Raw genomic sequence first — 24,575 nt, forward strand, 5'->3', positions numbered from 1 at the left:
TGCGAAACATTGACGGCAGCCAGGGAGGCTGTGAATCAGTGACCGCAGGCCTTACAGATCGCGACGGCCGGATATTGCCCGGCCAAGGGTGATCTCGTCGGCATATTCCAGATCGCTGCCGACGGGCAGGCCGCTGGCCAGCCTGGTGACCCGCAGATCCAGAGGGCCCAGCAGCCGTCCCAGGTAGGTGGTGGTGGCTTCGCCTTCAATGTTGGGATCCAGGGCCAGCATGACCTCCTTGACCTGATCCGTGCCCAACCGCTTCAAAAGCTCGGGAATGCGCAGATCGCCGGGCCCGACGTTGGACATAGGGTCGATGGCCCCGCCCAGCACATGATAAAGACCCCGGTATTCTCCGGTACGTTCGATGCTCATGACATCCTTGGGCTCCTCGACTACGCAGATGATGCTGCGGTCACGTCTCGGATCCTGGCAGATGGGACAGGGACTGGTCTCGCAGACATTGCCGCAGATCTCGCAAAACCGGACCTTCTCCTTGGCTGCAACAATAGCATCGGCCAGATCCTGAGCACTGCGCCGATCGGCTCCCAGAATGTAGAAGGCAATGCGCTGCGCACCCTTGGGACCAATGCCCGGCAGTTGGGCAAAGGCGTCGATCAGCTCTTGAATGGCTCCATCATAGGTAGCAGCCATCATTCACCTCCCTGTCGTTGTGCCTGTTCCTGCCGGCGCCTTTGGACGTTGATCGGATTCTGGGGGTCGTCAGCAGCAAAGTCCTCCACCTTGGTCACGTCGAATAATTTGGTCAGTTCATCCTGGTTCATGGCATTGTCCGCCCCGAGCCTGGCATCGTCCATGGAATAGACATCGTCCTCGGGATCCACTGAAGGCCCTGAAGCCTGGGAGGAGACTGCAGCAGACGAGGCCCCATCCTGATCGGAACCACCGGAGGCCGGACTAGCGAAGCCTGCTGGCATCGCCCTGCCCTCAGCTCCAGAAGCCTTTGTCATTGCCTGGGGGCCATCCGAGCCACCGGCGGTACCGGAACCATGACCGTCACCCCGTCTGTCCGAGGAGGTTGGGGTGCCAGTTGCCGCAGCCACATCTCCGGGAGCCGACCCGGTCTGCAATGTCGAATTCGAGGTTGCAACCGAGGCGCTTCCCTGACCCGACGAATCAACCGACTTCGAAGCTTCAAGCCCCTGATCCGAAGCTTCATGGCCTTGACTGTTGGAAGACTCCGCAAAGGCTGCGGTGCTGGTCCCGGAATCGGGCACGGCCCAAGGATCCGTGTCATCGCTCATGTCCGGCAGGGCCACCTTTTTGGACTCATGGTCTTTCTGGCCAGTGGATCCATCGCCGCCTTGATCAGGCTGCCAGGTCTTTTGCGGCGCATGAGTCGCTGGCATGGGGTGAGCCCAGGGATCATCGTCCGGCAACACCGTTGAAGCGGTCGAGCCGAAACCCGCCGCTGGAAGCGGTTTCGAAGACGACTGGGCAGGGCCACCGACCGGGTGGTGAGCGTCGTCGGAGCTCCCGTCGCCTGAAGCTTCTCCAGGAGTGGACTTCCCGTCCGATGCCGACGCTCCGGCCCCACCATCATGACCGGCCGAGGCCGTCATCCCTCTAGGAGCATGCCCCTGCTCTGTGGCCGCATGAGGCATGACCGCCGCCCCAAGGTTCATGGTGGCTAAACCGGCTCGCGCTAGAGCCACCTCCTTCTTGACCTCTGCCCGGCGCTGGGGAGACATCCTGTTGACGGACTCCACAGTCTCACCGTTGGCAGCCGTCCCCGATGGGGCGATCATGGTGGACTGTCCGAACTCCTGGCGAGCGCGGACCATGACGATACGCGGCACCTTGGTCTCCCCGTCAACCGACTGTGCAGCCACGGCCATGGCGAAGGCATGCTGACTGAGTGGACGGTCGAAGGTCATAGACAGCCGCTTGCGGCCGGAGGGGCCTGCTGTCATGGCTACGGTGGGCACCCGGTCTCGCACGACATACTGGCGGACCTCATCAGGCAGGGCAGCAACCAGGGCATCCCAGCGCTTATCCAGCTCTGTACCAGTCGGCACCTCGTTTGCCTGCCCTTGCGCAGTCTCCTGTTGTGCAGGCCGAGGTGTTTCCGCAGACCGGGCGGGTCTGGAGGGACTGGATGGCCTAGCTTGTCCCTCCGCCTGTCCAGTCGGCCAGGAGGGAGCTTCCTTGCGCTCGGGTTGGATAGGATCAGAGCCGGAATGGGGCGACTGCTCTTCGCCCACTCGCTGTCCATAAGCGGAGGAATCGGAATGAGAGCCGGCCATGGTCTGTGGCCCGGCAGAGGAGGCGGGCGCTGCAACAGATGGCGAGCCTGCCATGCCGGATTGTTCGGGGTGATCAGCGCCATCAGCACTGCCAGACTGCGATGCTGTGGACGGCCGACCGCTCCGCTGCGACCTGTCAGCGCCAATGAACCCGCCGCGGGCGGGCGCCGTGGCCGACCCGGAGGGGGAAGCTGCCCCTGCGGCCGATGCCTGCTCCATAGGTTCGCAGCCAATTGCCAGCAGCCTGGCGGCCAGCAGCTCCAAGCGCATCCTGGGCGAAGTGGCCCCGTTCATTCTCGCCAGCGCATCGTTGATGATGTCGGCCATTCTGGTCAGGACCTGCAGATCCAAAGCATCCGCCTGCCGACGCAGATCGGCCACCTGGTCGTCGTCGGCATCTTCGCTAAGCACGCTTTCAGCCCGGTCCCCCGCCAGCTTGAGAACCAGCAGGTCGCGGACATGGGCCAGCAGATCCTCGACGAAGCGCTGGGGCTCGAACCCGCCGACGACCACCTTTTGGATGACCCCGTAGAGGCCAGCACCATCGTGGTCGATCAGCGTATCCACAGCTTCGCCGATCAGTGCGGCAGGAGTGAACCCCAGCAGAGCTACAGCCGCATCATAGGCGATGGTGTGCTCGTCAGCGCCTACCATGAGCTGATCCAACACAGAAAGGGTGTCACGCACCGATCCGCCTCCAGCCCGCATGGCCAGTTTGAGGACACCGGGCTCGGCCTTGATGCCCTCCTTTTCGCAGATGCCCTCTAGATAAGGCCCCATGACCTCCTGGGGCACGAGACGGAAGGGGTAATGGTGGGTGCGGGAGCGGATAGTGCCGATCACCTTCTCCGGCTCTGTGGTGGCGAAGATGAACATGACGTGTTCCGGCGGCTCCTCGACGATCTTTAGCAGGGCATTGAATCCTTGCTGGGTGACCATATGAGCTTCGTCCAAAATGAAGATCTTGTAGCGGTCACGCACAGGGGCAAAGCCTGCCCGCTCCCTGAGCTCCCTTGCATCGTCGACGCCATTATGGCTGGCGGCGTCAATCTCCACCACGTCGATGGAACCGGGGCCTCCCGTGGCCAGATCCCTGCAGCTGTCACATTCGCCGCAGGGATGGCTGGTCGGCCCCTTGGCGCAGTTGACACAGCGGGCGAAAATCCGGGCACTGCTGGTCTTTCCACATCCCCTGGGACCGGAGAACAGGTAGGCATGGGTCAGCCGGTTCTCATCCAGAGCTCGGGTAAGGGGCACCGTGACCTGCTTCTGACCGATGATGCCGTCAAAAGTGTCAGGCCGATACCGCCGATAGAGTGCTAGTGCCATGGTTCAAGGCTATCCATTTCTTTAGACACGTTCGCTTTCCTTCCTAAGGCTTCTGGCCACGCTTCCTTTTCTCATTCACAGGGCTCGGGCCCTGCCCGGGCCGACTGGATCAGACGCGGCAGCATCGAGACTCCGGTGTCTACCCCCACCGAGACTTTCACGTCGCTGCCATCCACCTGGCAGTCTGTCAGAACCCCGCGGTTGAGACGGGCGACCCGGGAGGCCAGAGTACAGGGCTGCGCCTGTCCTTCGTCCAGGGCAGAAGCTGCAGCCAGAGCCGAGACATCGGCACCGGTGCGTGCACGCGTCCGGCAGATCATGAGATTGCCCAACAAGGCCGCCAGAACCAGACCCAGGCCAACCAGAGCCATCAGCATGATGCCCAGAACCGTGCCGGAGCCAGGATCCGAACCCCCCAGCCATGAACCGGTAGGCTCCGCGCGCTTCCTCCTGACATGTCCAAGCATGACTCATTCCTCCAATATGGCCACGGCATCGCCATGGACCTGTGCAGGCAGCACGCCCATCGGGCCGGAAACCACTGGGCATGACACCCTGACTGCCGTCTGCCCGGCCGATGGGCTCAACTGCACTTGAGCATGCGGACCGGCCATCCGGTGCACCAGCCCTTGGGGATCACCCTTGCCCCGGGTGACGATCAGATCCCTGGCAGCCGCGTTGGCTGCATCCTGACAGACCATGCCGATCCTGATCGTCTGGGTCAGCGTCAGCAGTAAGAGAGCCAGAACCATGACGGCGGGAAGCACGATGGCGAACTCGGCCGTTACCGTACCGGTATCGGATCGCCACCGTCGGCTCCACACGGACCGTCTCTCAGCCGACGACACTAAGCGCCTTCTTGACCAGACCCATCAGCAAAGTGCGCGTGGAAGAGGACTTGACAATGGCCAGCAATACACCAGCCAGCGTGGCAGCTGCCACCATGATCACAGCGTATTCAGCAGTGATGGCCCCCGATTCAGGCCTGGCCAGCACCACACTCATCCGCGCACGCAGGGCACTCGCTGCAGAGTCCATGGCTTGGCTGATGCGAACGTACAAAGCCGTTATGAACCGGTTGAAACGCTGCCTCATTCTTTGCAGCCACCGGGATCCGGCACCTATAGCAGGCCATGTCTCAGCTGGCACCAATTGCCCTCCTGCATGTCTGGCCTGCAGATGGAAGACCGTCGCAACCTCCTGTGAATATGTCATCGTTCTCACCTTTGCCTTTCCTTGTCTTCCCCGCCCCGGCGAATGGCCGTTCCTCAGGGAATCGGCATCCGGTACCTTTCACTGTGCCCGTTCCGGTCCGTCTCGGTCGCCTTATCGGATGCATGTGGACGAGCGGAGCTGAGTCGACAGCCTGTGGACAACTGCCCATAAGGGCTCTATCCTCAGGAAATCCCGCCTACGAAGGCCGCAATGCAGGGGATGACTCCGATCAGCACGAAGGCCGGCAGAATACACAGTCCGGTCGGCACCAGCAGCCTGACGGTGATCGCCGCTGCGGCCCGGGCCAGCACGCTGCGGGCATGGTGATCCAGCTGGCGCAGGGTCGTCTCGATACGCGTCAGAGGCGATGATCCCAAACGCCAGGAAGGCTCCAGACAGTCAGCCAGGACCTGCATGGACTGCCCATAATCAGGATCCCCGATCGCTCCCGACCAGGACAGATCCCATCCGTTGCCACGTCCGAGCAGGTGAGCCACGCGAACCATCCGAAGCCCATAAGGGCCTGGCAGCAGCCCACCAACCACACCCAGGGCCCTGGGCAGGGAGGCCCCCTGACGAACAGCGACTCCCAACAAGGCCAATACCAGGCTCAAGGATGGCGTGGAGACCTGCTCATCGGCTAATCGCCCACCCGGGCCGTCGGATTCCATAAGCAGAAAGGCCAGTATGCTCGACAGGGCGGCAATCAGTGGTTTCAGATCCATAGATCCTCCCTGCCCAGATCGTTCATCAGCAGATGTATCCAAACCAGACCAAAAACATAGAAGGCCGCCCCAAGGATCAGACATATGGTTCCCAGGCCTGGGCGGCATAGGAAGGACAACGGTCGCGCACCCATGAACTCTCCCATGATGATGGTCAGCACCGGCAAGGCTGACAGGAGGCGGATCGTGGCCCTAGGTACAGCAAAGGCTTTTTCTCGCGCCTCATCCAGTGCCGCCCGCCGCCTCTGCATAGCTGCCACAGTCCGCAGCCCATCAGAAGCCCGGCAGCCCAGGATGGCGCTGAGACCATAACAGGCCATCAGAGCCTGGGCCATAATCGTCAGAGTCGGCCCCCGTTCCTGAGGCAGGCACCGGTTCTCCAGCATGGCCATCACACGTTCCCGCGTGACCTCCTGGGTGGCGAACCGCCGCCCGGATGCCTCCTCGAAAGCCTCTACCAGACCGCCTCCATTGTCGACATAGGCAAGCAGGGAAGTGACCAGCACCGCCAGGCCGGGCCTATCCGACTGTGCAGAGGGCCTGACTGACATGGCCTTCAGTCTCGCGGATGCGCTGCCGCTAGGCGCGAGCAAGACCAGACAGGCAATAGCAATCATCATTGCAGCCAGCCAGGCTGCAGTCTCGTCATGCATAATCCACCTCAACTACGGAACGCTCGCCGGGGCGCTGGTCACAATGCCCCACCGCCTGGCGAACTTTGACCAGGCCGTTCCATACGTAGCGGCCCCTCGGCCTGTCCATGTACAGACGGCCTCCCCAAGAAGCCGGCCATCAGCTGCAGTTGTCAGTCGGCCAATTTGAGCGATATGTCTATGGCCGCCGGAACGTTCCAGATGGATAACAGCATCGAACGCCCCCTGCGCCAGAGCAGCCAGGGCCCTCGGCTGCAACCCCGCCAGCAACCCCAGAGTCGCCAGCCTGGCGGGAACGCGTTCCACATTGTCGGCATGCAGCGTTGCCATGCCGCCCCGATGACCGGAATTGAAAGCCCGCAGCAGATCAGCTATCTCCTCGCCACGACACTCGCCCAGGATGATCCGATCGGGCCGCATGCGCAATGTGGCTTTCACCAGATCGACCAGCCCAACACCCCCCGCCCCTTCAACGTTGGATTCTCTGACAGCCAAGGAAACCATATTCCCATGGCCGGCGATACGACCCAGTTCACGCACCTCCTCCACGACGACCAGCCGCTGCTCCCGTGGACACATGCCCAGCAGAGCCCGTAGGAGCGTGGTCTTACCTGCACCCGTGCCACCAGTCACGAGAATGCTGGCCCGATTGACCACCAGCGCCCGAAGGATGAACAGCCAGCTGGCGGGACACAGCCCGGCAGCAGCCAGCTCCTCCAGGCTTGGCGGGTGTCTGTTGGGCAGTCTGATGGAAATGGCGGCACCCTCGGGAACAAGCGGGGCCAGCACGGCGTGGACTCTGATCCCCTCCCTGCTGGAAGCGTCAGCCATGGGCCGGGCATCGTCCAGGCGACGTCCCAGCTGAGCGCATAACTGCACGGCAAAGTCCCTCACAGCTCGAGGTCCTGCGAATCCAGGCCGAAGCAGGACCTCCTCCATGCCCGCGCCTCGGTCGATCCAGACATGGCCCTGCCCGGTCACTGCGATGTCAGTCACCGCAGGATCGTTCGTCAGCCCATCCAAGTATCCGAAAGTGGGCGGCTGATCGGAATCGTCGTCAGAGAATCGACCTTCATTGCTTTCCCCGCTTCCTATGATCATTTGACAGCCCCGGACCGAGCCGATTCGCGAGAAGAGATCCGTTCTTCTCTTCTTTCCCCGACGACGATCATTCCTGCGATCCGCTCAACCAGGGGATGAAGGGCCCGGGCATAAGCACGCGGCACCCGTTCCAGGCCACGCCCATCCAGAACGGATGCCGACAGCTTCTGGTGCGGCTTAAGAACCACGTCCAGCGATCGGCCCAGAAACTCTTCCGCCTGCTCTGGGTCGACGCCATGACTGACCCGGTGCTGTGTAGGCATCATTCCAATCAGAGCCATGGGCGGCCTACATGAAATCAATGGACTGTCTCGGGCTCGATCACCAGCACCTCTGCTGCCGTTCAGGGCATGGAGAAGTGCCTTCGCCCGTGCAAGGCCCAGCACGGTCATGTCCACCATCAACAGCGAAGGCAGCCCTTTAAGCGAGCGCAGATTACCCAGACCCTGGCCCCGACCGGCATCAATCAGCAAGAGATCAGCAAATCCAGCCATTGCGCTGACTGCTGCATCCAGGTCCCACCAGCCCTGTGGCGGGGCACTCCATGGATCGTTGCTGAGCAGCGGGACGCCATCCCAGATCGGCAGTTCTTCACGGAGCGCCTGAGGATCCACCCGGCCCAGGGGCGCGTGGATTCGCCCAAGCCGCATGCCAGGCGCCCCCTCGATGCCGACCAGGACATCCATCCCTCCGCCATCCAGGTCCAGATCCACGAGAGCGCATGACAGGGCCATGTCCCGAAGCTGTTTGGCCATCAGAGCCGTCATGGTTGTCAGCCCAATTCCTCCCGAGGCCGAGAGAAAGACCAGACCGGTCACGGCAGACTCATATCCAGCATCTTCACCCACAATCCTCCGATCGGACAGGATGGGTTGCTCGAACCCAACGGCATCCTCGTCTTGCAGACGACCTGATCCTGAGGATCCTGAAGAATCAAACCGTCGGACCGCGCCCGCCACTCTCCCTGGTCGGCGTTCCGGAGACAACCCGACTGAATTAAAAGAGTGCGGAGTCCGTCCGGGCTCCCTTCCTTCCATGCCGCCGTTTATCCTCGGCGGTCTACATATGCTCATTCCAGTCATGGCTACCAGTACACCCGCCCACTGGCATCAGCACCAGTCCCCGGAACGGATGTGGTCGAATGACCCTATGCCTCCACATCGCTTCGCCCTCTCTGTGTAAAAACGCATCAAGACCACGACACGCCTGAAACTACAGCATTTTTGAGCCCATGCCCATGAAAGGCCACAGATGATCACACAGAAGCAACAGATTCCTCCAAACTTGGCGTATTCAGCCTGCCGCAATGCACGCAATCGCACAAAAGACCAAGCCGGCAGCCTTCCCCGCCCCAGCCGATGGACAGGCTTGCCAGCGGCCTGAAAACTGGCATAATGGCATATACAAGGACGGTTCGAGAACGAGGAAGCCCACAAAGTGTATGGCCACTAGGACCGATACGTTGAACGGGTGTATAAGACTTGACCGTTGCAACGATGATGTTGTGCAGAGATTCCATCCGGACCGACCTTGTGGGAACGGCCTCCTGCGGGGGGCCGTTCCTATTTATCCACAAGCGTTATCAACGATTGCAGAGGACGGCACCTGCGAATAGAGTGCTATGGTATGGTTCAGAAATTTGACGCACCCTCCAAGGCCTTGCTACGCAGCCAGATCGCGGAGCATATTGCCGAGACCGACGGCCAGGCACGGCATGTATCCAGGCACTCGGATCACCCGGTCTCGCCCTTGCCTGAGGACCGCTATTTCGACCGGGAGCTGAGCTGGCTCAAGTTCAACAAACGCGTGCTTGAACTGGCCGAAGACGAGAGCGTGCCCCTGCTGGAGCGCGCCAACTTCGCCGCCATCTTCGCCAGCAATCTCGATGAGTTCTTCATGGTCCGCGTGGCGGGTCTGAAGCGTCGCGTGGACACCGGCATCGCTGTGACGGCCGCCAGCGGAATGAGCCCCCGTCAACAACTGAGGGCCATCTCCGAGCAGGCGCACAAGCTGCAGGACGAGCATGCCCACTATGTCATCAACCACATTCTGCCGGATCTGGCCGCCGAAAGCATCATCCTGCTGAGCTGGACACAGCTGAGCAGCCAGGAGCAGGAACGGCTCACCAACTTCTTCCGTAACCAGGTCTTTCCGGTCCTGACCCCGCTGGCCGTCGACCCGGCCCACCCCTTCCCCTATATCTCAGGCAACTCCTTGAATCTGGCGGTCCTGGTGGAGAACCCGACCTCAGGCAAGACCCACTTCGCCCGCGTCAAGATTCCCGACAACCTCTCCCGTCTGGTTCCTGTGGACGATCTGACCGACGAGGAGGGCCGGGAGGAGCGCTACGGGTTCATCACCATGGAGAACCTGATCATCGCCCACCTGGAATACCTCTTCCCAGGCATGATCATCAAGGAGGCCCGCTCCTTCCGCGTCACCCGCAACGAAGACATTGACGTAGAAGAGGACGACGCCGAAAATCTGCTCAACGCCATGGAGAAGGAGCTGCTGCAGCGTCGGTTCGGACCGCCCATCCGCCTGGAGATTTCCGACTCCGCTTCTCCCTTCCTCTCACAGCTGCTGGCCAGCAAGCTCCGGGTCAACCAGGAGGAGGTCTATCGACTGCCCGCACCCTTGGACTGCACGGTCCTGTTCGAGCTGCAGTCCATCGACCGGGCCGACCTCAAGTTTCGCCCCTTCATTCCCACCACCAACCGGCAGATAGCCGAGGTGGAATCCAGCCAGGCCCAGGACATCTTCGCCGCCATCCGCGAGCATGACATCCTCCTCCACCACCCCTATGACTCCTTCTCCACCTCGGTCCAGGCCTTCCTGGAGCAGGCGGCGGCCGATCCGCGAGTGCTGGCCATCAAGCAGACCCTCTACCGAACCTCGGGCAACTCGCCCATCATCAACGCCCTGGTGGATGCCGCTCACGCCGGCAAGCAGGTCCTGGCTCTGGTAGAGATCAAGGCCCGGTTTGATGAGGAGGCCAACATCGCCTGGGCTCGTCAGCTGGAACGAGCCGGCGTCCATGTAGTCTATGGAATCGTGGGGCTCAAGACCCACTGCAAACTTTCCCTGGTGGTCCGTCAGGAGCAGGACGGCCTGCGTCGTTACTGCCACGTAGGCACCGGCAACTACAACCCCAAGACCGCCCGCCAGTACACCGACCTGGGTCTGCTGACCTGCGATCCGGTGGTTGGACAGGACCTGACACGGCTTTTCAACCAGCTGTCAGGCTATGCGCCCAAGTCATCCTTCCACCGCTTATTGGTAGCCCCGCGCACGGTTCGCTCCGGGCTGCTGCAGCGGATCGCCCGCGAGGAAGAGACTGCCCTGAACGGCAAGCCTGCATGGATACGAATCAAGGTCAACTCCTTGGTGGACGAAAAGATCATCGACGCCCTCTACCGGGCCAGCCAGGCAGGGGTCCGCATCGACATCGTGGAGCGCGGCATATGCGCCCTGAAGCCAGGCGTGCCCGGGCTGAGCGAGAATATCCGAGTCCACTCCATCCTGGGACGCTTCCTGGAGCACAGCCGCATCTTCGCCTTCGCCAACTCCCAAGGCCCTCAGATCGGCGAGGGTCCCCTGGCCGGGCCTGAGGTCTGGATAGGTTCTGCCGACCTGATGCACCGCAACCTGGACCGCCGTGTGGAGGCGCTGGTCCGGATCACTGCCCCCGAGCAGGTGCAGGGGCTGATCGACTATGTGGATCTGCAGATGGCTGACACCACCAGTTCCTGGCACATGCAGCCCGACGGCACCTACGTGCGCCACAGCCGGGATGACCAGGGCCGGCCTTTGGTCGACTCGCAGGAGTACCTGATCGACCGTCACGCCCGAACCCCCAGGGCCAGGCGATGATGATGCGCCTCCAGGCCGGCAGGTCCGCCGCCGAGGTGGACGATCGGGATGGCATCCGGCCATGAGCAGGACGGTCGAGGCAGCCGGAGCCATCCTCTACCGGTGGCGCACAAGCTTCCAGGGCTGGATGAAATTCAGCGACGACGGCCGAGCAGCCCCAGGAGCCAGCCCACGCTCCGACCTTGATGAGCTGGAGCTCTGCCTGGTTCATCGTCCCAAGTACGACGATTGGAGCTGGCCCAAGGGCAAGCTGGAGAATCGTGAGACCCACATGCGGGCGGCCGTGCGCGAGGTCGGCGAGGAGACAGGCTGTCTTGTCCGGCTGGGGCCATACCTAGGGGATGCCGAATATCCCCTGAACAACGAGGGCCGACGCCGGGGCGGCAAGGGCGGCAGACTCAAACATATCTGCTACTGGATGGCCACATCGACCGACTCGGAACACGCAGCCGGTCAGAGCGCACTGCTGGGGCCCATCCACCGGCCGGATTCCAGGGAAGTCGATCAGGTACGATGGGTCGGAGCCTCCGAAGCCCGCAAACTATTGACCCACCCCAGCGACAGAACCATATTGGACGCCTTCGTGGATCGGGTGGAGCAGGGTGGCATCCGGGCTCGTCAGTTGATCATCGTCCGCCACGGCAAGGCAGTGGCACGGAAGGAGTGGACAGGCAAGGATGCGAATCGTCCTCTGACCCCCAGAGGCGCCGGCACCTCCTACGCCCTGGCTAGGGAGCTGGCCTGCTTCGCGCCCGACCGCCTCCTGTCCTCACCCTGGATCCGTTGTGTGCAGACATTGCGACCCTACGCCGACGAGGTAGGCCTGCCCATGGAGATGGTGGCCTGCCTGACGGAGTCCTCCTACCACCGCCGCCCCGAACAGGCCCACAGCTGGTTGGACAGGCAGATGGCCGACCTGCTGACAGGCAACAGAACCACTATGATCTGCATGCATCGCCCGGTCCTGGGCGGCATATTCGAAAAGCTTCGCGGGCTGTGCTCCAGTAGATCACTGTCCAAACGGCTGCCCGACGACTCCCCTTTCATGCCCACCGGCAACGCCGTCGTCCTCAGTCTGGCCGGCGACCCCAATCATCCGACCATCATCGACATACAGAAGGTGACTCCCATTGTCTACTGACAGCAACTCCAGAATCGGCTCATCCTCAATCCGCTCCTCCCGCACGGGATTCGTGGCATCCGGCACTGGAGCATCCAGGCCCTCACGCCCAGGCCAGCTGGACCCGGCCATCGCCGACCAGCTCTCCGGAGGCATGGATCCGCAGCAGATCAGCGAGATGAGCCACGTGTCTGCAGCCTCCCTGCTGGACCGGGTCCACCACAGCGCCGACCCCGTCATCGTAAAACGGGTTCTGACCCTGGTGGACCGCGAAGGCGTGGATGTCGTGGCCGAGCTCTGGAGCGACAGCGACCCCGACTCCCTGCCCGGCATCCTATGGCGGCTCTACATGCTTCGCAGCTGGATGCGTAAGGACGCTGACGGAATCAGTCGTCTGTGGCGGCTGGGCGAACCCACCGACACCGCTGCATCAGCCATCGCCGGCGTAGACCAGGCCCCGGAGGCCGACGACATCATCCGAACCGCCGACTCCATCCTCTCCGGAGCCTTCACCGGCGACTTCGCCATAGCCCTGGAACGGGCCGGAGCCTTCTGCGACGTGATCGCCCGCGGCATCAAGACCACCATCCGGGATGCCCAGAGCCGGCAGCTGGACGGTCAGAAGGCCAAGGAGGTGGACGCGGCACAGCGCACTGTCAACTCCCTCAATCAGACGGCCCGTGACTTTATGCGGGGCGCCTCGCTCTGGCGGCGGGGACGGCTGGAGTAGAGCCCGCCGTCCTTTCAAGCCGGAAGCGTAAGCGCGCCGTGAGCGCAGATCAGGCCCGGCATGCCCTACAATGGGGACTGCGCCGGACCATGGCTAAGCCCCGGGCTCCGTTTGTTGCCGCTGCGAGCGGCGTTTGCGCCGACAGGCGCTTGCATGGTTCGGCGTTTTCATTTCCATTCCCAAATCAAAGACAGCATGGCTTGCCGGTCGCTACCAGAAGCCGACCCGCTGAGCTACGCTGAGAGGTATGGAACTTCACGTACTGGAACACCCGCTGATCGAGCACAAGCTGACCGTACTGCGGGACAAAAACACCCCTTCCAACACCTTCCGCGAGCTGATCAGCGAACTGGTCATGCTTGAGGCTTACGAGGCCACCCGCAATCTGGACATCGAGGATCACCCCATCGAGACCCCGGTCGCTCCCATGGTGGGCAAGAAGCTCTGCTCCCCGCGCCCCATGGTGGTTCCCATTCTGCGCGCCGGACTGGGCATGCTTGACGGCATGACCCGTCTGCTGCCCACCGCCGAGGTCGGATTCCTTGGCCTCAAGCGTGACGAGAACACCCTGGACATCATCACCTACGCCAACCGCCTGCCGGAGGACCTCTCCGGCCGTCAGTGCTTCCTGCTGGATCCCATGCTGGCCACCGGCGGCACCCTGATCGCCGCCACCAAATACCTGGCCGAGCGCGGCGCCAAGGACGTGACCTCCATCAACATCCTGGCCGCTCCCGAGGGCCTGAACCGCCTCAAGGAGGAGATGGACCCCTCCATCAACCTCAAGGTGGTGGTCTGCGCAGTCGATCAGAAACTGAACGAGCACGCCTACATCGTGCCAGGCCTGGGCGATGCCGGCGACCGCCTTTACGGCGTCATCGACTGAGCCAATAAATTGACAGGGGCACAGACCCTAAATCTTCCGAGGATCCGAACTTTGCATAGTTCGGATCCTTTTTTCAATCACTTTCTGTGGCAGACTTTGCTGATGACACTCGGCAAAGTGGTCATTTTGTCCGTGCTCTTCCTGCCATCTCGTACCCTATGCCAAGCACACAATCACTCATTGCCACCCTGGTTCTCCCCTGGTCTGACCCTGAAAACACCCTGAGTGGGCCTTTGCCCGGTGTTGCAATAAGAACAGCGGCATTCAAGGGCGAGAAAGGAGCATACCATGGAGGGCAAGTCCCTTTCCCTAGGTGGATCACTGGCAGGAACCGGGGCCTCAGGACCGATGGGTGGGGGTCGCTCGCACACCGCAGGTCGAACCAAGGCACGCACTCCTGGCCTGGCCTCCCTGGTGCGATCCTTTCTGCATGAGCATCGGTCCTCCTACACGGTCATGGTCCTGGCAGTCATGGCCGCTTCAGTCCTTACCAGCGCCTGGGCCCAGGTAGCCATTGCCGCTCGCAAGGGCGACGGGATGCCGGATACACGCGCAATGAATTCCTACGACCGCGCTATGACCCTGTCCTTACAAGACGGCGCTGCACTGATATCCATAACGTACGCCTGCATATGCGGGTTCGTCTCCATCTTCCTGGTCATCACCTCCGTGGGGTTCCTGATCGAGCGCCGTCGTCGCGAGTATGCCATGATGCGGCTTTCCGGCGCCTCTCCCAGGACCGTGAGATTCATCTCTCTGCTGGAATTCATGATTCCGGTAGGTTTGGCCGCCCTCCTGGGCAGTTCGGCGGGATGCCTGCTGGTGCCCGCATTCGCCAAGTCCCTGATCAACTCAGGTCTTGAAGCACTGGAAATGACCGCGCATCCCCACCCCATGGGAATTATCTTCGCTTTCGCGGGGATACTCCTGGCAGGCCTCTTCGGAACCTGGTTCGCCGCCAGGAGGATTACCGCCATCTCTCCCATCGAGGCCCTGCAGGACTCCGAGAACAGATCAGGGACCAAGTCAATCGGCCCTCTTCGCCTGATAATCGCCCTGGCCGGCCTGGCTGGAGGACTGGCCATGGTCTATCACCGCTTCAACGGCATGGACATTGAAATCCAGATCCTGGCCACGACCGGCTGTCTGCTGGTCATCATCGGTGCCCTGGCTCCTGTCCTGGTTCCGGCGTGCGCCAACCTGATCGGCATTCCCTTCCAACTGGCTTTCCGAGGTGCAGGTCTCCTGGCGCGGCAAAGGGCGCGGAAAGAAAATCGGAGCTCCACCGCCGTCGCAGTGCCGATCATACTGATGCTGGTCATCGTGACCGGAATAATAGCCCTAGGACGGTCCAGCTGGGCGCAAGAAGCCATAAGCCGGTATAAGCCGGTCGCTGCCGAAGTCATGGTCACAACAGATACCAAAGACACCAGGGATTTGGACCGGCAACTTCGCTCGTCCGCAGATGTGGGATCCGCCGTCACCTACAGCAAAGAATCTTGGAGAAGAGCAGGTAACACAGACAGCAAAAGCGATGCACCTTTCATAAGCGCCATGCACATCAACAAAAGCGGCAAGGCGCTTGACACGATCAGTCCTGCTTTCATCACAGGCTCGGCTGCAGACCTGGGACCAGGTAAGGTCGCCGTCACATCGAAAGGCCACAGTCAGGAAAAGAATCCCCTCGGACGCACGCTGACCTTAATCGACAAAAACGAAAAGCGTCACACGCTGACCATCACCGCCATTGTTGACATGACACCGACAGGGCAGACAGGCGAATACCTGATCATGGATGACAGCCTGTCACAACTGGCTCCCGACAACAGAGGGTTGACCACCCTAGCCAGGACCACCCCAGGAGTGCGGACAGACGATCTGATCAGTCAACTCAACGCTTCATGGGACAGGAAGGGCATCAAAGCCTGCACCAAGAAAGAGTACATTCGTTCCGACATCCAAAGGTCACAGGAGGTGCAGCGGGCCATGCCCCAGATAGCGAGCGGGGCCATCGTCCTGACGGCCATCTTCCTGATCCAGGCATGCGCCATCGCAGTCAATGAGCGCCGCCAGGAGAACCGAAGGATGCAGGCTGCCGGTGTTTCACGTGGAACATTGGTCTGCTCCTCGATTTGGGAGTCAGTAATCGATGCTCTTTCGGCCACCCTGCTTTCAGCCCTGGCCATGGCGGGGGTGCTGGCCGTCATCTTCCATCAGTTGTCCGGCCAAGTGGACATGAGCGTCGTGCCTCTCCCCTACGGCTACTTCCTGACCATGGCACTCTGGGCGATAGGCCTGGCCGCTGCAGCCTCCGGGCTGCATAGCTGGTTCAGCTCTCGGGCAGATACGACTCGAAGATAATCCCATCAAAGTCCGGACTGGCCTCCTCCTGCGCATGCTCGGAGCGGACGGTCCAGGCGATGGGCGTTCCACCTAGGAACCGATAGAGACGCATGGGCAGTGAGTGCCCGCTGTGCCACTCGCAGGCTACGAAGTCCGGCCGCCCCAGCCAGTTGAAGAGGAGGGACCCGGCCATCCAGCGCAGGGCTGAGGAGCGCGAATCCACCCGGCCATGATAGGGGGCGACCAGTTGCCCCCTGGTGACGCCTGGGTGGTGAACCCGATACCAGGCAAGGGCCAGGACGTTGAAGGACTCAATTACATAGGGGCCCTGATACCTGGACAGGAGGGCATCGGTCCGACGTACGAGCTCCCGATCCAAGCCCCTGTCCATCTTGATCTCGACGACCAAGGGCACCCGGCCATCCACCAGAGCGAGCACCTCGGACAACAGAGGCACATGCTGCACTTCTGGATCGTTAACGTCCCCGTCCTCGCCCTCCGTTTCGGGATCACCGTCGTGGTCGGCAGAGTCCGGAATCTCTTTGCCCGACTCAAAAGCCTGGGCAGGGCTTGGGCACAGGGGGATCCTCTGCAGCTGATCGTAGGTCAAATCAGCCACCGCTCGATTGACGCCCGCCACCCGCTGCAGGTCTCCATCGTGGATGACCACCACCTGGCCGTCCCGGCTGAGATGGACATCCAGCTCGATCCCGTAACCGGCCCTGCAGGCCGCCTCGAAGGCAGCCAGCGAATTTTCGGGCGCCACCACCCGGTGGGATTTGGCCGGAACCGAAGCGTGCTTGCCCGAGGGTCTGCCGGATGCAACCTTCAGACGGTCATGAATACGCTGCAAGTAGGCGGTCTGACCAGGGTTGGGATTGGTCGTCTCCATCCCCGAGCCAGCGTCGTGCAGACCCCTGTGCGCATAGGGGTGCAAGGACAGGCCTACAGGCTTTCTTCGGCCCGCAACCACCGAAAGGCCGGGGGCCAGAGCCCAACTCCAGGCCCCCAAAACCCCCAATCCCAGACCCAGTGCGACCTTGCCGGCCAATCGTGCTTTGGACCCCATCATCGCCTCCAGCCATCAGCTACTTCACTACCCACGCTAGCATCGCAGGAGGCTGGACGCGCTTTGCTGAGCTTGACTTCAAGCTGCTTGAAGACCCTATCCTTGAACGAGCAGATCAGAGAGGCACGCTCCCGCCTTTAGCCAACTCCGTCGAGCAATCTGCCAAGAAAGAAGCGCAATACCATGCAGAATGATTTATCCGCCTCCGTCCCGTCCGTTAAGCTCAACAACGGCGTCCTCATGCCTATGGAAGGCTTCGGCGTCTACCAGATCGCCGACCTGGACGAGTGTCGCCGCTCAGTCCTGGATGCCCTGGAGACCGGGTACCGGGCCATCGACACGGCCCAGGCCTATGGAAACGAGCAAGCCGTCGGAGATGCCCTGGCCCAGAGCGGCCTCGACCGCGACCAGGTCTTCCTGACCACCAAGGTCTGGATTACCAACTACGGATACGACAAGACCAAGGCCTCGGTCGAGGAGTCCATGAAGAAGCTGGGCACCGACCACATGGACCTGGTCCTCCTCCACCAGCCCTTCAACGACTACTACGCAGCCTGGCACGCCCTTGAGGACCTCTATGACCAGGGGGTCCTGCGGGCCATCGGCGTCTCGAACTTCTATGCCGACCGCTATGTGGACCTGGTCAAGTTCAACAGAATCGTCCCTGCCGTCAACCAGCTGGAGACCCACGTCTTCCACCAGCGCCCCCAGGAACGCACCTACATGGACAAGTACGGCACCCGGATCGAATCCTGGGGACCTTTCGCCGAGGGACGCCAGGGGATGTTCACCAACCCGACCCTGACCGAGATCGGGCAGGCGCACGGCCGGACCGCAGCCCAGGTGGCCCTGCGCTTCCTGGTCCAGGACGGGGTCATCGTCATCCCCAAGACCACCCACCGCGAGCGCATGCGCGAGAACCTCGACATCTGGGACTTCCAGCTCAGCGACCAGGAGATGGGCCGGCTGCGGGCCATGGACACCGGCAAATCCGCCTTCATGAACCATGAGGATCCTGAGACAGTGGAGGATTTCGCCAACTGATTCAGCATCTGACAGTATTTGACAGCATCTGTGCAGGATGGACGGGCTCTCGGCCTAGGCTTCGCCGTTGCGTCGCCGACGCTTGAGGGCCCGGTGCTTGATCAGGATGTCCAGGACTATCCAGACCGAAAGAATGAAGGCCACCACGTACCCCAGCATGCTGACCACCGGGATGCCGAAGACCACTGGCTTGACGCGGGCGAAGTAGACGATTGAAGAGCCCACATAGAGTCCGACGACAATGAGGGCCATGGTCAGTCTGTTGACCATGTCGGACAGCTGCTGCAGAGGTTCCTCGGAGCCTACCAGCTGCACATTGGCGCGCAGCTGGCCCCGGGTCAGCATCTTGGTCGCGGTCTGGGACTCAGCGAGGGCGCCCAAAAGGCCATGCAGGGCCAGGTCGCCCTGGATGCCCAGCTTCCGGGCCTCCTCCTTGAGGATGGACCCCGTGCTCTGGCTATAGGCGACATGATCAGTGATGATCTGCACGATGTTGGCCTCAGGCAGGAACTCGTCCAAGAGTCCTTCAAGGGTGACCAGGCACCGCGCCACCATGGTGACCGACCCCGGCACCTTGATGCCATGCCGGGCGGCCAGCTTCATCACGGCATTGACGTATTCGGCGATGTCCAGATCGGCCAGATCCAGCTTGCCGAACCGCTGGACGACCGCATCCAGGTCGGCAAGGAGATAAGGGTAGTCCTCGGCTCTGGCCTCTCCCGTACCGGCGAAACGGAGCAGCCCCTGGGCCAGGGCTGGTGAATCCTCGCGGCCTACTGCAAAAATCATGTCCTTCAAAGCCGATTTGGTCACCTCGTCCAGGCGGCCGACCATTCCCAGGTCGATCAGCACTATGGAACCATCGCGGATGATGATGTTGCCGGGGTGCGGATCGGCGTGGAAGAAGCCCCGGCCCATGATCTGGGTAGCATAGTTGTCGACCAGCTTGGTGCCGATCTCCTTCAGGTCATAGCCCTGGGCCACCAGCTGGGCGGGCCGTGAGAGCGATATCCCGTCGATGTACTCCATCACCACCACATGCCTGGTGCAAAGCTCAGGATAGGGCTTCGGGCAGTCGATGTAGGCGTATGAGTCGCAAAAATCCTTGAACTCCGCCAGATTGGCGGCCTCCTGCTGGAAGTCGACCTCGGACTGGAAGGTCTCCCAGAGCTCCTCGACCACCCCGCGGATGTCGATCACCTGGGTGCTGCGGACGAACCGGGAGGCCCACTTGACCATGCTGCGCAGGATGTCGATGTCCTGGGCCATGGTCTCTTGAATCCCTGGGCGCTGGACCTTGACGGCCACGTCCTCACCGCTGACCAGGCGGGCCCGGTGCACCTGCGCCAGGGAAGCCGACCCCAAGGGAACAGGGTCTATGGAGGAGAAGATCCGGTCGAGCGGACGGCCATACTCGGCGGCCAGGGTGCTGGTCACCACGGAATACGGGATGGGATCCGCGTCGGCGCGCAGCTTGGAGAGCTCACGGCAAAAGGCCTCCGGCAGGATCTCCGAACGCATGGAGAGAATCTGGCCCACCTTGACGAAAGTGGGCCCAAGCGCTTCGAACAGTCGACGCATGGTGACCGGAGTCAGCCCGTGGATGATGTCGAACCGGTTGGCGATGCGGATCATCTCAGCCAATCGACGGGCCCTGCCACTCCTGTGCCGGATCCTTCCTGCCGCCCCCTGCCGCTCTCCCGTGCCGACCCCGAAGAGGCCAATGGTCTGCACCGGGGCATCATGTCCGTTCATGGCATCCATACTCACCACTCACCTGCGTCCTTTATCCGCATGGCCGACCAGCGGCAGACATTCCGGCGCAGACGACCGACGCTGACAGTAATTGACTGCCTTTCAGCCCTGCTGACCTGCAATGGGATCATTGGAGGTGATGGGGATGGACCCGGACCGACGATTCGGCATTGGCGCCAAGGGATCATGGTCGGGACGACGGGCGTCAGGAGCAACATGGGTCGCTGGCCTGGGCGCGCCAGCAGCCTGTGCAGGAGCGCTTTCAGCAGGTGCAGGAGCGGGAGGGGTCTTCCTGTTCCGTTTGAGCTCAGTGTTGAGAATCTTCCCCTGCTCGACCGTCAGCTCGCCCTTCTTCACCAGGCTGTCGATGACCTCCTGGCCCTTCTCCACGCCTGTGGCCAGCGCTCCAATGCCAGCCAGAAGCACCTTGTGCAATCCGTCACCGATATGCAAATCCGACATGATATGCCTCCCAGCATTCATACGCCCTTGAAGTACCGGGCCCTTTTGACCGCCAAGAGACGAGCGGCCGTCTCTCTTTACAGTCTAGCTGGTTATCATTGACCGATCCGATTCAACACCATGGCAAGAGGAACCGCAGGCTCCTCTTCATCTGGGCCTTGATGCGGCAATTCGGCTGGCCTGATCGGCCAGGGAGTCCAGACGATCCAGTTCACTCCGGCTCTTCTGATCCATGGCTTCCTGCATCTGGGCGAACGTGCCCTGGCCGTACCGCCTTTCGGCCGCACCCTTGATAAGGAAGTCCGTGATGGCCGGGTTCTTCGGCAGCAGCGACCCATGCATGTAGGTGCCGATGACCTTCTTCCATCGGGCTCCCTCCGTGTGGTCCTTGCCGTTGTTGCCGCGGCCATCCTCGGTCACCTTGCCCAGGGGATGGGCCCCCTCCCCCAGATAGGTCAGGCCCGAGTGGTTCTCGTAGCCAACCACTCTGCCGAAGTCCTCTGCCTGCTCCACCAGGTTGCCGATCATCCGCTCGGGCTGGGCGATGGTGTGCACGTCAAGGATGCCGACCCCCTCCAGGCGCTCATGGTCGGAGGTCTCGAAATAATGGCCGAAGAGCTGATAGAGCCCGCAGATCATCAGCATGGGCACATCCTGGTCAGCCAGATCACGCAGATCCCCGCCCCGATTCCTCAGGTCGTCGATGATCCGTTCCTGGCCATGGTCCTGGCCGCCGCCGCCCAGAATCATATCGATCCGCTCGGGCCAGGCATCACCGGGATCGTAATAGCGGACCATGGGGCGGAACCCGTACAGCTCAGCCCTGCGGGTCACGCTGAGTATGTTCCCAGAATCCCCGTAGATGTTCATGTCACGGTGGTAGAGGGAAAGGATCTGCAGCGGCGGATGGTCTCCCACAGCCTTGGCCTTATCCTGTGTCTGCCGCATTCCTGCGCTCCTTTTGGTTGGCTCGCTCATGCGCCCACCCCGGCATCGTCAACGCTCGTGATCCTGCCGAGGGCGGACCGGAGCCGGAGCATAGACGTGTAAGTGCAGTAGATTCGCTTGGGTCGGCCGGGATGCACCTCAAGGAATGCTGTCAGCGCCCGATCCAGGTCGGTCTCGATCGCCTCCGTGGGCACCTGGTCATAGGCCAGGCGCAGGGCCATGTCATAGGCCCGGGTGCCGGAGACCATGGCCACGCCGGTATCCCTGAGCGAGGTGAAGTCCACATCCCAGAGCCAGCTCATGTCACGCCCGTCCGCGTACTCGTCGCGGATGGCGATCATGGTGTCCTGGCCGGCAGGGTTGAAGGAGGACAGGGCCAGGCGGAAGCCCATAGGGTTCTTGACCAGGACCAGCTCAACCGGAGCGCCCTGGCAGGTGATGACCTCCCCGCGGCCGAAGGCGGGCGTCACCTTGGACAGGGCGTCCATGAGCGCCGCATCATCAGGCTCCCTGTCCTCCAGAACGACCCTCACCAGCGCCAGGGCAGCGGCCGCATTGTAGAGGTTGTAGACGCCCTCCAGACGCAGATCGGTCTCCAGGAGCCGACCGTCCAGGCGGAAGGCGGCCCTGTGGTCCATGACCCTTTCCAGGGTAACCTCGGCTGGCAGCCGGTGACCGGGGCGGACCGGGCGGGAAGCGCTGGCCGCACCGGCACCATCAGCATCCTGATCCGAGGCATGCATGTCGTCATCGGTGGGGAAATAGCTCAGCAGATCGTCCGACAGGCCGAAGTAGGCCACACCGGTCTGGGCCGGCGTCTGAGCAGCCAGGCTGACGATGCGCGGATCCTCCCGGTTGAGGACCACCGTGCCCGTGGTGGCCTGGGCCACCTGACCCAGCAGCCGGGCAGTAGTATCGATTTCCCCGAACCGGTCCAGCTGGTCACGCATGACATTGAGCAGGAGGGCGTAGCGGGGCTTGACCTGCCGCACAAAGTGGACCGCATAGGCCTCGTCCAGCTCCAGGACGGCAATGTCAGCGTGCAGACGGCCGGAGAGCCCCAGAGTGGAAACCAAGGCCGAGACCACGCCACGGGTGAAGTTGGACCCCGTCGGATTGGTGAAGACCTTGAGGCCCAGGGATTCCAGCATGGAGGCGACCATTCGGGTAGTGGTGGTCTTGCCGTTGGTCCCCGAGACCAGAACCACCCCGCGAGGCAGCCCCGACAGGGTCCTGGCCAGGAAGCCCGGGTCGATCCGCTCCACCACCTTGCCAGGCAGGGCCGAACCGCCGTGATGGGACAGACGCGAAACGTGGCGCACCGCCTTGCCGACCAGAAGGGCCAGGAGCGAGCGCCAAGGCCGACGAGGACGACCGGGCTGATCGGCAGGCTGCGCCTTGGAAGTCTTGGACCGCATGATCAGACCCCTCCCTGCTGGTAGTCCTGGGGCATGTCCTTGAACTTGGACTTCTCGCCCAGGAAGGCCAGCTTGAAGGTGTCGGTGGGGCCGTTGCGGTGCTTGGCCAGAATGATGTCGGCCTCCCCCGGGCGGTCCTCCTTGTTGTAGAAGTCCGGCCGGTGGACCAGGAAGACCACGTCGGCATCCTGCTCAATGGATCCCGATTCACGCAGGTCGGAGAGCATGGGCTTCTTGTCGTTGCGCATCTCGGGACCACGGTTGAGCTGGCTCAGCGCCACCACCGGGACCTCCAGCTCCTTGGCCAGCAGCTTCAGGGCGCGCGAGAAGTCGGAGACCTCCTGCTGGCGGGATTCGACCCGCTTGCCCGAGGTCATCAGCTGCAGGTAGTCGATGACCACCAGCTTCAGGTCGTTGGTCTGCTTGAGGCGACGGCACTTGGCCCGGATCTCCATCAGGCTCATGTTGGGCGAATCGTCCAGGAAGAGCGGGGCGTCCTGGAGTCTGCTCCAGAAGGTGTTCAGGGTGTTCCAACGCTCAGGGGTGATGTCGTCCGCCCGGCGCAGGGCCACCAGGGGGATGTCGGTCTCAGCCGAGATGATGCGCTGGGCCAGCTCGTTCTTGCTCATCTCCAGGGAGAAGACCACTGTGGTCATGTTGTTGTGGAGGGCCGCAGCACGGGCGAAGTCGATGCCCAGGGTGGACTTGCCCATGGCGGGGCGGCCGGCCACCACGATCATCTGCCCGGGCTGCAGGCCTTGGGTCACGTCGTCGATGCTCTTGAAACCGGTGGGCACGCCCCGCTCCATGTCGCCGTTCTGCAGCTTGTCCAGCTGGTCCAGGGTGTCATGGACGACCGGCCCGATGGCCTCGTAATCCTGGCGGACCCTGCCCACGCTCATCTCGTAGACCTCGGCCTGGGCCAGGTTGACGATGTCCTCCGCCTGGGAGCCCTCGGCCGAGTAGCCCAGCTGGGCGATCTTGGTGCCGGCCGCGATCACATTGCGCAGGATGGCCCGCTGGTGGACGATTTCCGCATAGTAGGTGGCGTTGGCGGCTGTAGGGACCGAGGCCACCAGGGAGTGCAGATAGTCGGTGCCCCCCACCTTCTCCAGGTCCCCGGACTTGAGCAGCTCATTGGCCACCAGAACCGCATCCACCGGCTGGGAGGCCGAGAAGAGGGTGACGATGGCCTCGTAGATGGTCTGATGCTTGGGCTGATAGAAGTCGGATATGTCTATCATCTGGCTGACCTCGCCGATGGCATCCTTGCTCATGAGCATGCCGCCAAGCACTGCCATCTCCGCATCGTCGTCATGCGGGGGCACCCGGTCGAAGAGCATGTCGCGGCCGGTCTGGGCATGTTCGGTGGGGCGCTGTTCGGGGTGGGTGTAGTCGGTGTAATCGTCGGAAGCCATAGCCACGATTCTACGAAGAGGGCCGTCCTTGACAGCTCTGAGAGATGGATTTCACCCAAGGCATTCACCAGGAAGCGCCAAGCCCTCTGGATGCAGCATAGAGTCGCTCCTGCATGTGTACAGAAAAATAAGTTATCCACATTCAAGGCGTGTCCTAGAGGACATGTGCGCAACTTATCCACCTCATGGGTATAACTCTGTGCAAAACTTGGGGACAGT

At 62.1% G+C, this 24,575-nt stretch carries 20 protein-coding genes and 1 pseudogene; 6 read left to right on the top strand and 15 right to left on the bottom strand.

Annotated features, from left to right (window positions below; all coding sequences use genetic code 11):
• Positions 1 to 51: 51 nt before the first annotated feature.
• The 9 genes from recR to ACUIAG_RS06170 all read right to left on the bottom strand — a co-directional run bounded on the left by recR (position 52) and on the right by ACUIAG_RS06170 (position 8,249).
• Complete coding sequence (gene recR, locus ACUIAG_RS06130) at positions 52 to 654, bottom strand: recombination mediator RecR (RefSeq protein ID WP_015022549.1); 603 nt, start codon at positions 652 to 654, stop codon at positions 52 to 54.
• Positions 654 to 3,596 carry a DNA polymerase III subunit gamma and tau gene (locus tag ACUIAG_RS06135; protein ID WP_445339364.1) on the bottom strand — a complete coding sequence of 981 codons (2,943 nt, stop codon included), beginning with the start codon at positions 3,594 to 3,596 and terminating at the stop codon, positions 654 to 656. Before ACUIAG_RS06135 ends, recR begins: the two co-directional genes overlap by 1 nt.
• Positions 3,597 to 3,667: 71 nt before the next feature.
• Entirely contained in the window at positions 3,668 to 4,063 is a 396-nt protein-coding gene (locus ACUIAG_RS06140; RefSeq protein WP_445339365.1) for an Rv3654c family TadE-like protein, read from the bottom strand.
• 3 nt (positions 4,064 to 4,066) lie between these two features.
• On the bottom strand, positions 4,067 to 4,444 hold the full coding sequence (locus tag ACUIAG_RS06145) for a TadE family type IV pilus minor pilin (RefSeq protein ID WP_143243379.1): 378 nt from the start codon (positions 4,442 to 4,444) through the stop codon (positions 4,067 to 4,069).
• Positions 4,431 to 4,811, bottom strand: coding sequence for a DUF4244 domain-containing protein (locus ACUIAG_RS06150; RefSeq protein ID WP_306221433.1), 381 nt, complete (start codon positions 4,809 to 4,811; stop codon positions 4,431 to 4,433). The genes ACUIAG_RS06145 and ACUIAG_RS06150 overlap by 14 nt, the downstream gene beginning before the upstream one ends.
• 182 nt (positions 4,812 to 4,993) lie before the next feature.
• A complete protein-coding gene (locus tag ACUIAG_RS06155; protein ID WP_045924948.1) occupies positions 4,994 to 5,536 on the bottom strand; it encodes a hypothetical protein in 543 nt (180 codons plus the stop codon).
• Entirely contained in the window at positions 5,527 to 6,189 is a 663-nt protein-coding gene (locus ACUIAG_RS06160) for a type II secretion system F family protein (protein ID WP_445339366.1), read from the bottom strand. Before ACUIAG_RS06160 ends, ACUIAG_RS06155 begins: the two co-directional genes overlap by 10 nt.
• Positions 6,190 to 6,201: 12 nt before the next feature.
• Entirely contained in the window at positions 6,202 to 7,290 is a 1,089-nt protein-coding gene (locus tag ACUIAG_RS06165) for a CpaF family protein (protein WP_198199521.1), read from the bottom strand.
• Complete coding sequence (locus ACUIAG_RS06170; RefSeq protein ID WP_445339367.1) at positions 7,287 to 8,249, bottom strand: ATPase; 963 nt, start codon at positions 8,247 to 8,249, stop codon at positions 7,287 to 7,289. Before ACUIAG_RS06170 ends, ACUIAG_RS06165 begins: the two co-directional genes overlap by 4 nt.
• A gap of 667 nt (positions 8,250 to 8,916) precedes the next feature.
• Here ACUIAG_RS06170 and ACUIAG_RS06175 point away from each other — a divergent pair.
• The 5 genes from ACUIAG_RS06175 (at position 8,917) to ACUIAG_RS06195 (ending at position 16,260) form a co-directional block, all read left to right on the top strand.
• Positions 8,917 to 11,163, top strand: coding sequence for an RNA degradosome polyphosphate kinase (locus ACUIAG_RS06175; RefSeq protein ID WP_144084917.1), 2,247 nt, complete (start codon positions 8,917 to 8,919; stop codon positions 11,161 to 11,163).
• Positions 11,164 to 11,224: 61 nt separating this feature from the next.
• Positions 11,225 to 12,304 carry an NUDIX hydrolase gene (locus tag ACUIAG_RS06180; RefSeq protein ID WP_445339368.1) on the top strand — a complete coding sequence of 360 codons (1,080 nt, stop codon included), beginning with the start codon at positions 11,225 to 11,227 and terminating at the stop codon, positions 12,302 to 12,304.
• A 13-nt stretch (positions 12,305 to 12,317) separates the two neighbouring features.
• Positions 12,318 to 13,013, top strand: coding sequence for a thymidine phosphorylase (locus ACUIAG_RS06185; RefSeq protein ID WP_445340379.1), 696 nt, complete (start codon positions 12,318 to 12,320; stop codon positions 13,011 to 13,013).
• 247 nt (positions 13,014 to 13,260) lie between these two features.
• Complete coding sequence (gene upp / locus ACUIAG_RS06190; protein ID WP_015022561.1) at positions 13,261 to 13,899, top strand: uracil phosphoribosyltransferase; 639 nt, start codon at positions 13,261 to 13,263, stop codon at positions 13,897 to 13,899.
• 288 nt (positions 13,900 to 14,187) lie between these two features.
• Positions 14,188 to 16,260, top strand: a complete 2,073-nt coding sequence (locus ACUIAG_RS06195) for an FtsX-like permease family protein (RefSeq protein WP_445339369.1) — start codon at positions 14,188 to 14,190, stop codon at positions 16,258 to 16,260.
• Here the strand turns inward: ACUIAG_RS06195 and ACUIAG_RS06200 are convergent.
• Positions 16,229 to 17,311 carry a glycerophosphodiester phosphodiesterase family protein gene (locus ACUIAG_RS06200; RefSeq protein WP_445339370.1) on the bottom strand — a complete coding sequence of 361 codons (1,083 nt, stop codon included), beginning with the start codon at positions 17,309 to 17,311 and terminating at the stop codon, positions 16,229 to 16,231. The two genes, ACUIAG_RS06195 and ACUIAG_RS06200, sit on opposite strands and share 32 nt — an antisense overlap.
• Positions 17,312 to 17,494: 183 nt before the next feature.
• Between ACUIAG_RS06200 and ACUIAG_RS06205 the strand changes: the two genes are divergently transcribed.
• A complete protein-coding gene (locus tag ACUIAG_RS06205; RefSeq protein ID WP_445339371.1) occupies positions 17,495 to 18,355 on the top strand; it encodes an aldo/keto reductase in 861 nt (286 codons plus the stop codon).
• A gap of 54 nt (positions 18,356 to 18,409) precedes the next feature.
• On the opposite strand, the gene ACUIAG_RS06210 is transcribed toward ACUIAG_RS06205, so the two are convergent.
• The 5 genes and pseudogenes from ACUIAG_RS06210 to dnaB all read right to left on the bottom strand — a co-directional run bounded on the left by ACUIAG_RS06210 (position 18,410) and on the right by dnaB (position 24,281).
• Positions 18,410 to 20,119 carry an ABC1 kinase family protein gene (locus tag ACUIAG_RS06210; RefSeq protein WP_445340380.1) on the bottom strand — a complete coding sequence of 570 codons (1,710 nt, stop codon included), beginning with the start codon at positions 20,117 to 20,119 and terminating at the stop codon, positions 18,410 to 18,412.
• Positions 20,120 to 20,407: 288 nt separating this feature from the next.
• Positions 20,408 to 20,572: pseudogene (locus tag ACUIAG_RS06215) on the bottom strand (phasin family protein); the annotation flags it as partial.
• Between the two features lie 147 nt (positions 20,573 to 20,719).
• Entirely contained in the window at positions 20,720 to 21,520 is an 801-nt protein-coding gene (locus ACUIAG_RS06220) for a type 1 glutamine amidotransferase (protein WP_445339372.1), read from the bottom strand.
• 26 nt (positions 21,521 to 21,546) lie between these two features.
• Positions 21,547 to 22,938: a MurT ligase domain-containing protein gene (locus ACUIAG_RS06225; RefSeq protein WP_445339373.1), complete on the bottom strand. Its 1,392-nt coding sequence runs from the start codon at positions 22,936 to 22,938 to the stop codon at positions 21,547 to 21,549.
• A gap of 2 nt (positions 22,939 to 22,940) precedes the next feature.
• The gene (gene dnaB / locus ACUIAG_RS06230; RefSeq protein ID WP_045925168.1) at positions 22,941 to 24,281 is read right to left on the bottom strand and encodes a replicative DNA helicase; all 1,341 of its coding nucleotides are present in this window, start codon (positions 24,279 to 24,281) and stop codon (positions 22,941 to 22,943) included.
• Positions 24,282 to 24,575: the final 294 nt, after the last annotated feature.

This window comes from Bifidobacterium sp. ESL0825 (assembly GCF_052606465.1).

Bases quoted from the DNA above. Each gene is read 5' to 3' on its own strand.
- recR (WP_015022549.1), bottom strand. From the start codon at position 654: ATGGCTGCTACCTATGATGGAGCCATTCAAGAGCTGATCGACGCCTTT.
- ACUIAG_RS06135 (WP_445339364.1), bottom strand. From the start codon at position 3,596: ATGGCACTAGCACTCTATCGGCGGTATCGGCCTGACACTTTTGACGGC.
- ACUIAG_RS06140 (WP_445339365.1), bottom strand. From the start codon at position 4,063: ATGCTTGGACATGTCAGGAGGAAGCGCGCGGAGCCTACCGGTTCATGG.
- ACUIAG_RS06150 (WP_306221433.1), bottom strand. From the start codon at position 4,811: ATGACATATTCACAGGAGGTTGCGACGGTCTTCCATCTGCAGGCCAGA.
- ACUIAG_RS06155 (WP_045924948.1), bottom strand. From the start codon at position 5,536: ATGGATCTGAAACCACTGATTGCCGCCCTGTCGAGCATACTGGCCTTT.
- ACUIAG_RS06160 (WP_445339366.1), bottom strand. From the start codon at position 6,189: ATGCATGACGAGACTGCAGCCTGGCTGGCTGCAATGATGATTGCTATT.
- ACUIAG_RS06165 (WP_198199521.1), bottom strand. From the start codon at position 7,290: ATGATCATAGGAAGCGGGGAAAGCAATGAAGGTCGATTCTCTGACGAC.
- ACUIAG_RS06175 (WP_144084917.1), top strand. From the start codon at position 8,917: ATGGTTCAGAAATTTGACGCACCCTCCAAGGCCTTGCTACGCAGCCAG.
- ACUIAG_RS06180 (WP_445339368.1), top strand. From the start codon at position 11,225: ATGAGCAGGACGGTCGAGGCAGCCGGAGCCATCCTCTACCGGTGGCGC.
- upp (WP_015022561.1), top strand. From the start codon at position 13,261: ATGGAACTTCACGTACTGGAACACCCGCTGATCGAGCACAAGCTGACC.
- ACUIAG_RS06195 (WP_445339369.1), top strand. From the start codon at position 14,188: ATGGAGGGCAAGTCCCTTTCCCTAGGTGGATCACTGGCAGGAACCGGG.
- ACUIAG_RS06200 (WP_445339370.1), bottom strand. From the start codon at position 17,311: ATGGGGTCCAAAGCACGATTGGCCGGCAAGGTCGCACTGGGTCTGGGA.
- ACUIAG_RS06205 (WP_445339371.1), top strand. From the start codon at position 17,495: ATGCAGAATGATTTATCCGCCTCCGTCCCGTCCGTTAAGCTCAACAAC.
- ACUIAG_RS06210 (WP_445340380.1), bottom strand. From the start codon at position 20,119: ATGGATGCCATGAACGGACATGATGCCCCGGTGCAGACCATTGGCCTC.
- ACUIAG_RS06220 (WP_445339372.1), bottom strand. From the start codon at position 21,520: ATGCGGCAGACACAGGATAAGGCCAAGGCTGTGGGAGACCATCCGCCG.
- ACUIAG_RS06225 (WP_445339373.1), bottom strand. From the start codon at position 22,938: ATGCGGTCCAAGACTTCCAAGGCGCAGCCTGCCGATCAGCCCGGTCGT.
- dnaB (WP_045925168.1), bottom strand. From the start codon at position 24,281: ATGCTCTTCGACCGGGTGCCCCCGCATGACGACGATGCGGAGATGGCA.